The sequence below is a fragment of the Ectopseudomonas oleovorans genome, assembly GCF_003052605.1.
In the GTDB taxonomy this organism is placed as follows: domain Bacteria; phylum Pseudomonadota; class Gammaproteobacteria; order Pseudomonadales; family Pseudomonadaceae; genus Aquipseudomonas; species Aquipseudomonas oleovorans_A.
Genome location: NZ_QASO01000142.1, coordinates 56,228 through 65,201 on the forward strand (window position 1 = coordinate 56,228; position 8,974 = coordinate 65,201).

The window sequence follows — 8,974 nt, forward strand, 5'->3', positions numbered from 1 at the left end:
TCATGCGTGTTGCCGATTTTCACTTCGACCTTCCCGAATCGCTGATTGCCCGTCATCCGTTGGCTGAGCGTCGTGCCAGTCGCCTGTTGCAGCTCGACGGGCCAACGGGTGCGCTGCGCCATGGCCAGTTCACCGATGTGCTGGAGCAACTGCGCCCCGGTGATCTGATGGTGTTCAACGACACGCGGGTGATCCCGGCGCGTCTGTTCGGCCAGAAGGCCTCGGGCGGCAAGCTGGAGGTGTTGGTCGAGCGTGTGCTCGATCAGTATCGGGTGCTTGCGCATGTGCGTTCGAGCAAGTCGCCCAAGCCGGGGTCGCAGATTCTTATCGACGGTGGCGCAGAGGCCGAGATGGTCGCGCGCCACGATGCGCTGTTCGAGCTGCGTTTTGCCGAGCCGGTGCTGCCGCTGCTGGAGCGTGTCGGCCATATGCCGCTGCCTCCTTATATAGACAGACCGGACGACGAAGCGGATCGTGAGCGTTATCAGACCGTCTATGCGCAGAAGGCGGGGGCCGTCGCTGCGCCGACTGCCGGTCTGCACTTCGATGACGAGCTGTTGGCGGCGATCCGTGCCAAGGGTGTGGAAACCGCATTCGTGACCTTGCACGTCGGTGCGGGCACCTTCCAGCCGGTGCGGGTCGAGCGTATCGAAGATCACCACATGCACAGCGAGTGGCTGGAGGTCGGCCAGGATGTGGTCGATGCTGTCGCCGCCTGTCGTGCGCGTGGCGGGCGCGTGGTTGCCGTGGGTACCACCAGCGTGCGTTCGCTGGAGACGGCCGCTCGCGACGGTGAGCTGAAGCCCTTCAGCGGTGATACCGACATCTTTATCTACCCCGGTCGTCCCTTTCATGTGGTCGATGCCCTGGTAACCAATTTCCACCTGCCCGAGTCGACCCTGCTGATGCTGGTGTCGGCCTTCGCCGGTTATGCCGAAACCATGGCCGCCTACCGCGAAGCCGTGGCGCAGGGTTATCGCTTCTTCAGTTACGGTGATGCCATGTTCATCACCCGCAATCCCGCCGCGCGCGGGCCCGAGGTTTGAGTATGTCGCGCACCTGTCGCATGTCCTTCGAGTTGCTGGCCACCGACGGCAAGGCCCGACGCGGTCGCCTGACCTTTCCGCGTGGCGTGGTGGAAACCCCGGCGTTCATGCCGGTGGGTACCTATGGCACGGTCAAGGGCATGTTGCCGCGTGATATCGAGGCCATTGGCGCGCAGATCATCCTCGGCAACACCTTCCACCTGTGGCTGCGTCCGGGCATGGAGGTGATCAAGAAACACGGCGACCTGCACGATTTCATGCAGTGGCAGGGGCCGATCCTCACCGACTCTGGCGGCTTTCAGGTGTTCAGCCTCGGTGCCATGCGCAAGATCAAGGAGGAGGGCGTGTACTTCGCCTCGCCGGTCGATGGCACCAAGGTGTTCATGGGGCCGGAAGAGTCGATGCAGGTACAGCGTGATCTGGGCTCGGACATCGTGATGATCTTCGATGAATGCACGCCGTACCCGGCCGAATTCGATGTAGCCAAGCGTTCCATGGAGCTGTCGCTGCGTTGGGCCAAGCGCTCGAAGACCGCACACGGTGAGAGCAGCGCAGCGCTGTTCGGTATCGTCCAGGGTGGCATGCATGAAGAGCTGCGCATGCGCTCGCTCGAAGGGCTTTGCGAAATCGGCTTCGACGGCCTGGCCATTGGCGGGCTGTCGGTCGGCGAGCCGAAGGAAGAGATGATCCGTGTGCTAGATTTTCTGCCGCCGCACATGCCGGCCGACAAGCCGCGCTACCTGATGGGCGTAGGCAAGCCGGAAGACCTGGTCGAGGGTGTGCGCCGTGGCGTGGACATGTTCGACTGCGTGATGCCGACGCGCAATGCGCGCAACGGCCACCTGTTCGTCGATACCGGCGTGGTGAAGATTCGCAACGCCGTGCACAAACACGACGACTCGCCGCTGGACCCGACCTGCGACTGTTACACCTGTAAACATTTCTCGCGCGCTTATCTGCATCATCTGGACAAGTGCGGCGAAATGCTCGGTAGCATGCTCAATACCATCCATAACTTGCGGCATTATCAGCGGGTTATGGCTGGTTTGCGCGAGGCTATCGGACAGGGTACATTGGCCGCCTTCGTCGAAACCTTCTATGCCAAGCGCGGCCTGCCTGTGCCGCCGCTTGACTGATTCCCGAACGATTCAAGATCTTTTCCATTAGGAGTGATACATGAGCTTTTTCATCCCCGCCGCTTACGCTGACACCGCGGCTGCTGGCCCTGCCGGCAGCGGTTTCGAGTGGGTTTTCCTGATCGGCTTTCTGGTCATCTTCTATCTGATGATCTGGCGTCCGCAGGCCAAACGCGCCAAGGAACACAAGAACCTGCTCGCCAGCCTGCAGAAGGGCGACGAAGTGGTCACCAGCGGCGGTATCGCTGGCAAGGTGTCCAAGGTTGCCGACGATTTCGTGGTGATCGAAGTGTCCGACAGCGTCGAACTGAAATTCCAGAAGCAGGCCATCGCCGCCACTCTGCCCAAGGGCACGCTGAAAGCCATCTGATTCGGTTCTTAGTTTCCATTCGACGGGGCGCTTTAGGGCACTTCTAAAAACGTAGGCGAGGCAGCCAGCGCAAGGCAAAAACAGGCGAAAAAGCGGAATTTACGTGTTGTAAATGAGCATTTTGAGCCTGTTTTTAACGCAGCGATGGCAACGCAGGTAGTTTTTAGAGGTGCACTTTAGCGCCCCGCGTCATAAAGCGGGCGGCTCGTTCATGCTCAATAAATACCCTCTGTGGAAGTACCTGCTGATTTTGTCCGTTCTGGCAATCGGCCTGGTGTACTCCATTCCCAACCTTTATCCAGACGATCCTGCCATACAGATCAGCGGCGCCAGCTCGGCGCTGAGCATCGAGCAGGCGGATGTCGACCGTGCCAGCAAAGCGCTGCAGGACGCCGGTATTGCCGTCAAGGCAGCCACCATCGACGAGCGTGGCCGCGCTGGCCTGATTCGTCTGACCAAGCAGGATGACCAGTTGCCGGCCAAGGACATCGTCCGCCGTGCGCTGGGCGATGATTACGTCGTGGCGCTGAACCTGGCGCAAACCACCCCCGACTGGCTGCGTAGCCTGGGTGCGAGCCCGATGAAGCTCGGCCTGGATCTGTCTGGTGGTGTGCACTTCCTGCTGGAAGTCGACATGGACAAGGCGCTGGATGTGCGCCGCAAGGTTTATGAAGGTGAGATCAAGAGCCTGCTGCGCAAGGAGCGTATTCGCTACCGCAGCATGCCGGAAAGCAATGGCCGGATTCAGCTCGGCTTTGCCGACAGCGACACGCTGGACAAGGCGCAGCGCCTGATTCGCAAGGATTACAGCGATTTCGAACTGACCACTGTCGAGCGTGGCGGCCAGCATATTCTGCAGCTGGGTCTGACTCAGGCGAAGATCGCCGAGATTCGTGAGTACTCCATTCGCCAGAACCTCACCACTGTACGCAATCGCGTTAATGAACTGGGCGTGGCCGAGCCGCTGGTGCAGCGCCAGGGTGCCAACCGTATCGTGGTGGAGCTGCCGGGTGTGCAGGACACTGCCGAGGCCAAGCGTATTCTCGGCAAGACCGCCAGCCTGGAGTTCCGTCTGCAGGCCGACCCCAATGCGCCGCGTGGCGCCACCGAGACCTTCAGCTTCCGTGAGGAAGGTCGTCCGCCGGTACAGCTGGAGCGTGAGCTGATCATCACTGGCGATCATGTGACCGACGCCCAGGCCAGTTTTGACGAGAATGGTCGCCCGCAGGTGAACATTCGCCTCGACGGTCACGGCGGCGAGCTGATGAACCGCGCCACCCGCAACAACGTTGGCCGCAGCATGGCGGTGATCTTCATCGAGCAGAAGCCGGTCACCCGCTACGTGCGTCAGACTATCGACGGCGTCGAGCAGGAAGTTGCCATTTCTTCCTTCGTGGAAGAGAAGAAGATCATCAGCCTGGCGACCATCCAGTCACCACTGGGCAGCCAGTTCCGCATCACCGGCCTGAACGGCCAGGGCGAGTCGTCAGAGCTGGCGCTGCTGCTGCGTGCCGGTGGTCTGGCGGCACCGATGTACTTCGCTGAAGAACGCACCATCGGTCCGAGCCTGGGGGCCGAGAACATTGCCAAAGGTATCGCCTCCACCGAGTGGGCGATGATCTTCGTGTCCCTGTTCATCATCGCCATCTATCGCTTCTTCGGTGTGCTGGCGACCGTTGCCCTGGCGTTCAACCTGGTGCTGCTGGTCGGTCTGATGTCTGCCATTGGCGCGACCCTGACCCTGCCGGGTATCGCCGGTATCGTGCTGACCCTGGGTATGGCGGTAGACGCCAACGTACTGATTTTCTCGCGGATACGCGAGGAGCTGGCCAATGGACTGCCGGTGCAGCGTGCCCTGCACGAGGGCTTCGATCGTGCCTATTCGGCGATTCTGGACAGTAACCTGACCACCTTGTTGGTGGGCGGCATCCTATTCGCCATGGGGACCGGTCCGGTGAAGGGCTTCGCGGTAACGCTGTCGCTGGGCATCATTACGTCGATGTTCACCGCCATCATGTTCACCCGTGGTCTGGTCAACCTGATCTTCGGTGGCCGTAACTTCAAGAAGCTGTGGATCTGAGGTGCAGCCATGATCAAGTCAACCATTCGTTTCATGGCGGTCCGCAATATCGCCTTCTCCATTACGGTCGTGCTGACGCTGATTGGTCTCGGCGCGCTGTTTACCAAGGGGCTTAATTTCGGCCTGGATTTCACCGGTGGCACCCTGATCGAGTTGCAGTACGAGCAGCCGGCCAACCTAGAGCTGATCAAGGCCGAGTTGAGCCAGGCCGGTTATACCGACGCCGTGGTGCAAAGCTTTGGCGCCAGCACGGATGTACTGGTGCGTCTGGCTGGCGATTCCCCTGATCTGGGTAATGAGGTCGCGGCTGCGCTGCGCAAGGTCGACGAGGCAGCGCGCTTCGAGGTCAAGCGCGTCGAGTTCGTCGGCCCGCAGGTGGGTGAAGAGCTGCGTGACCAGGGCGGTATCGCCATGCTCCTGGCGTTAGGCGGGATCATGCTCTACCTGGCGTTTCGCTTTCAGTGGAAGTTTGGTGTCGGTGCCATCGCATCCTTGGTGCACGACGTGATCATCACCTTGGGTGTGCTGGCGTTCTTCCAGATTCCATTCGACCTGACGGTGCTGGCGGCGGTGCTGGCGATGATCGGTTATTCGCTCAACGACACCATCATCATCTACGACCGGATTCGTGAGAACTTCCGTGTAATGCGCAAGACCTCGCTGATCGAGAACATCGACGTTTCGATCACTCAGACCCTTCTGCGTACCATCGCCACCTCGCTGTCCACTGCGCTGGCCTTGTTGGCACTGCTGTTCTTCGGTGGTGACGTACTGGCGGCCTTCGCCCTGACCCTGTTGGTCGGTGTGGTGGTGGGGACCTACTCGTCGGTCTACATCGGCGCCACGGTGCTGGTATGGCTGAAGCTCAGTGTGGAGGATCTGATTCCGCCAGTGGCCGAGGCTGAGGCAGACGACGGTCGTCCGTGATGGTGTGACGCGCTTCATGAAAGTCAGCGAAAGCCGCGGCAAGTCGAACTTGTCGCGGCTTTTTGCTGTCCCAGGCATAGAGAAGGGCGCGAGTCGCCGAGCCTAGGAGACACAAAAATGAATAAATCAATGTTGGTAGGTGCCGTACTGGGTGCTGTGGGTGTGACCGCGGGTGGGGCCGTCGCCACCTATAGTCTGGTTGATCGCGGGCCGGATTATGCCGAGGTGCTGGCGGTAACGCCGATCAACGAAACCGTTAAAACGCCGCGTGAGGTCTGCCAGGATGTCACCGTCACCCGCCAGCGTCCGGTGCAGGATCAGCACCAGATTGCCGGCACGGCCATCGGCGCCATCGCCGGTGGTCTGCTGGGTAATCAGGTAGGTGGCGGCACTGGCAAGAAGATCGCTACAGTAGCCGGTGCAGTTGGCGGCGGTTATGCCGGCAACAAGATTCAGGAAGGCATGCAGCAGCGTGACACCTACACCACAACCGAAACCCGCTGCGACACCGTGACCGATACCAGCGAGAAGCTAGTGGGCTATGACGTGAAGTATCAGCTGGGCGAGAAGGTTGGTACCGTACGCATGGATCGTGATCCGGGCAGCCGTATTCCGGTCAACAAGCAAGGTGAGCTGGTGCTGGTGCAGCAGGCCCAGTAAGAATCTGGAGCAATAAAAAACGCCCCTCGGGGTAATGTCAGTCAGTTAAGCCGTTGCACTCGATCTTTGTAGGAGCCGGCTTGCCGGCGATCCGCCATAAAAAGCATCGCCAGCAAGCTGGCTCCTACGAAAAGCGCCCCCTCTACTGCAAGTAGGAGGGGGTGGTGACGAACTTATCTGATCAGCATTATCCCTCGGGGCGTTTTTTTATTGCTCGACAGAAGCTCAGCGTTTCATCGAGGGTGCCAGATGTGGCTGGATCGCGGTCAGCACGGCCTTGAAGCACTTGGTGTTGCCGGCAACGATCTGGCCTTTCTCAAGGAATTCGTGGCCACCAGTGAAGTCGCTGACCAGGCCGCCTGCTTCCTGGATCAGCAGGGCGCCGGCTGCCATGTCCCACTCGGACAAGCCGAATTCCCAGAAGGCGTCGTAGCGGCCGGCTGCGACATAAGCCAGATCCAGGCTGGCGGCACCGGCACGGCGTACGCCGGCGGTCTGGCCGACCAGGCTACGGAACATACTCAGGTAGTTCTCGAGGTTGTCCAGCTGCTCGTTGCGGAACGGGAAGCCGGTACCCAGCAGCGCGCCATCCAGGCTCTTGCGGTTGCTGACGCGCAGGCGGCGACCGTTGAGGGCGGCGCCACGGCCGCGGCTGGCGGTGAATTCTTCCTGGCGCACCGGGTCGAGAACGATGGCGTGCTCGAGGCGGCCGCGGTGTTTGCAGGCGATGCTGATGGCGAAGTGCGGTACGCCGCGAACGAAGTTGGTGGTGCCGTCCAGCGGGTCGATGATCCACTGATAATCGGCGCCTTCGCCGCTGCCTTCCAGTACGCCGCCTTCTTCACCCAGGAAGCTGTGGGTCGGGTAGGCCTTGCGGATGGCCTGGACGATCATCAGCTCCGCGGCCTTGTCGACCTCGGTGACGTAATCCTTGGCATCCTTCTCGTCGACCGAGATGACATCCAGGCGCTCGATGGAGCGAAAGATCATTTCACCGGCGCTGCGAGCGGCGCGCAGGGCGATATTCAGCATGGGCTGCATGGGAGGTTCACCTGGGGCGTTAAAGAAAGCCGGCCATGTTAGCAGAAAACCGTTATTGATGAAGCGCCGTCTGTACCTCGCATGGCAATCACGCCAGGCCTTGGGTAAGATCGTTGCCCCCTAATCGTTTCTGAGAGTGTCGGCGTTGCTGGACAAAATTCGCGTCGTTCTGGTGGGTACCAGTCATCCGGGCAATATCGGCGGTGCCGCGCGGGCGATGAAAAACATGGGTCTGTCGCGCCTGGTATTGGTGGCTCCCGAAGATTTCCCCAGTGGCGAGGCTGTCGCGCGCGCGTCCGGTGCGACCGATGTGCTGGATGCCGCGCAGGTTGTCGATAGCCTGGAGGAAGCGCTGGTGGGCTGCACCCTGGTGGTCGGCACCAGTGCGCGCGATCGACGCATCCCCTGGCCGCTGCTCGATCCGCGCGAATGCGCTGTGGCCAGCTGTGAGCAGGCTGCTGCAGGTGGTGAGGTGGCGTTGGTGTTCGGTCGTGAATATGCCGGCCTGACCAACGAAGAGTTGCAGCGATGTCAGTACCACGTGCATATCCCGTCCAACCCGGAATTCAGTTCGCTGAATCTGGCGGCGGCGGTGCAGGTGCTGGCCTATGAAGTGCGCATGGCCTGGCTGACGGCCTCGAGTCTGCCGACCAAGGTAGAGAAGCTGGAGTCGACGGCGATGCTCAATGCTCAGGCGGCGACCGCGGACGAGCTGGAGTCCTTCTACGGTCATCTGCGGCGCGTGCTGGTGATGATCGGTTTTCTCGATCCCCAGAAGCCGCGGCACCTGATGACGCGTCTGCGCCGACTGTATGGGCGCAGTGCGGTGAGCAAGTTGGAAATGAATATCCTGCGCGGCATCCTGACCGAGACGGAGAAGGCCGTGCGTGGAGAGTCTCACAAGCAGGGGAAGTCTGATGTTTGAGCGCATGCGAGAAGATATCCAGAGCGTTTTTCACCGTGATCCGGCGGCGCGCAATGCGTTCGAGGTGGTGACCTGCTATCCCGGGCTGCACGCTGTCTGGCTGCATCGCGTGGCGCACGCGCTGTGGCGTTCGGGCTGGAAGTGGCTGGCGCGCGTGGTCTCCAACTTCGGGCGCTGGATGACCGGTATTGAAATTCATCCGGGGGCGAAGATCGGGCGGCGTTTCTTCATCGATCACGGTATGGGCATCGTCATTGGTGAAACCGCTGAGATCGGTAACGACGTGACCCTTTACCAGGGGGTCACCCTCGGTGGCACCAGTTGGAACAAGGGCAAGCGTCACCCGACTCTGGAAGATGGGGTGGTGGTGGGGGCTGGTGCCAAGGTGCTGGGGCCGTTCACTGTCGGGGCTGGTGCCAAGATCGGCTCCAACGCGGTGGTGACCAAGGCGGTGCCGGCCGGGGCGACGGCAGTTGGCATTCCCGGCAAGATCATCGTCAAGTCTGATGACGAGCAGGAAGCCAAGCGTCAGGCCATGGCTGAGAAGATCGGCTTCGACGCCTACGGCGTGGGTCAGGATATGCCGGACCCGGTTGCCCGTGCCATCGGTCAGTTGCTCGATCACCTGCATGCGGTCGATGGTCGTCTGGAGGGGATGTGCAAGGCGCTGACGGCGCTCGGCAGTGATTATTGCGCCAAGGATCTGCCGACCTTGCGCGACGAGGACTTCGCCGATGTGTGCAAGGATCAACAGCAGGGCGACAAGCCGGCTGCCTGATGCGGCGGGAG

The 8,974-nt window shown here is 61.1% G+C and carries 9 protein-coding genes; 8 read left to right on the plus strand and 1 reads right to left on the minus strand.

All coding sequences use genetic code 11. From position 1 onward, the window contains the following. Positions 1-2: 2 nt before the first annotated feature. The 6 genes from queA (at position 3) to DBO86_RS25595 (ending at position 6,219) form a co-directional block, all read left to right on the plus strand. On the plus strand, positions 3-1,046 hold the full coding sequence (queA, locus tag DBO86_RS25565; RefSeq protein ID WP_074859261.1) for a tRNA preQ1(34) S-adenosylmethionine ribosyltransferase-isomerase QueA: 1,044 nt from the start codon (positions 3-5) through the stop codon (positions 1,044-1,046). A 20-nt stretch (positions 1,047-1,066) separates the two neighbouring features. Next, positions 1,067-2,182: a tRNA guanosine(34) transglycosylase Tgt gene (gene tgt / locus DBO86_RS25570; RefSeq protein WP_088339319.1), complete on the plus strand. Its 1,116-nt coding sequence runs from the start codon at positions 1,067-1,069 to the stop codon at positions 2,180-2,182. A 40-nt stretch (positions 2,183-2,222) separates the two neighbouring features. Continuing rightward, on the plus strand, positions 2,223-2,552 hold the full coding sequence (yajC, locus tag DBO86_RS25575) for a preprotein translocase subunit YajC (protein ID WP_003459673.1): 330 nt from the start codon (positions 2,223-2,225) through the stop codon (positions 2,550-2,552). A 211-nt stretch (positions 2,553-2,763) separates the two neighbouring features. After that, the gene (gene secD / locus DBO86_RS25585) at positions 2,764-4,632 is read left to right on the plus strand and encodes a protein translocase subunit SecD (RefSeq protein ID WP_108235234.1); all 1,869 of its coding nucleotides are present in this window, start codon (positions 2,764-2,766) and stop codon (positions 4,630-4,632) included. A 9-nt stretch (positions 4,633-4,641) separates the two neighbouring features. Continuing rightward, complete coding sequence (gene secF / locus DBO86_RS25590) at positions 4,642-5,559, plus strand: protein translocase subunit SecF (RefSeq protein WP_104727180.1); 918 nt, start codon at positions 4,642-4,644, stop codon at positions 5,557-5,559. A 117-nt stretch (positions 5,560-5,676) separates the two neighbouring features. Beyond that, positions 5,677-6,219, plus strand: a complete 543-nt coding sequence (locus DBO86_RS25595) for a glycine zipper 2TM domain-containing protein (RefSeq protein ID WP_108235235.1) — start codon at positions 5,677-5,679, stop codon at positions 6,217-6,219. 225 nt (positions 6,220-6,444) lie between these two features. Here the strand turns inward: DBO86_RS25595 and suhB are convergent, their stop codons facing one another. Beyond that, a complete protein-coding gene (suhB, locus tag DBO86_RS25600; RefSeq protein WP_108235236.1) occupies positions 6,445-7,260 on the minus strand; it encodes a type III secretion system regulator SuhB in 816 nt (271 codons plus the stop codon). Positions 7,261-7,396: 136 nt separating this feature from the next. Here suhB and trmJ point away from each other — a divergent pair, with 136 nt between their 5' ends. Together trmJ and cysE are read left to right on the plus strand one after the other, a co-directional pair. Continuing rightward, the gene (gene trmJ, locus DBO86_RS25605; RefSeq protein ID WP_108235237.1) at positions 7,397-8,185 is read left to right on the plus strand and encodes a tRNA (cytosine(32)/uridine(32)-2'-O)-methyltransferase TrmJ; all 789 of its coding nucleotides are present in this window, start codon (positions 7,397-7,399) and stop codon (positions 8,183-8,185) included. Beyond that, positions 8,178-8,963, plus strand: coding sequence for a serine O-acetyltransferase (cysE, locus tag DBO86_RS25610; protein ID WP_104727178.1), 786 nt, complete (start codon positions 8,178-8,180; stop codon positions 8,961-8,963). The genes trmJ and cysE overlap by 8 nt, the downstream gene beginning before the upstream one ends. Positions 8,964-8,974 lie beyond the last annotated feature (11 nt).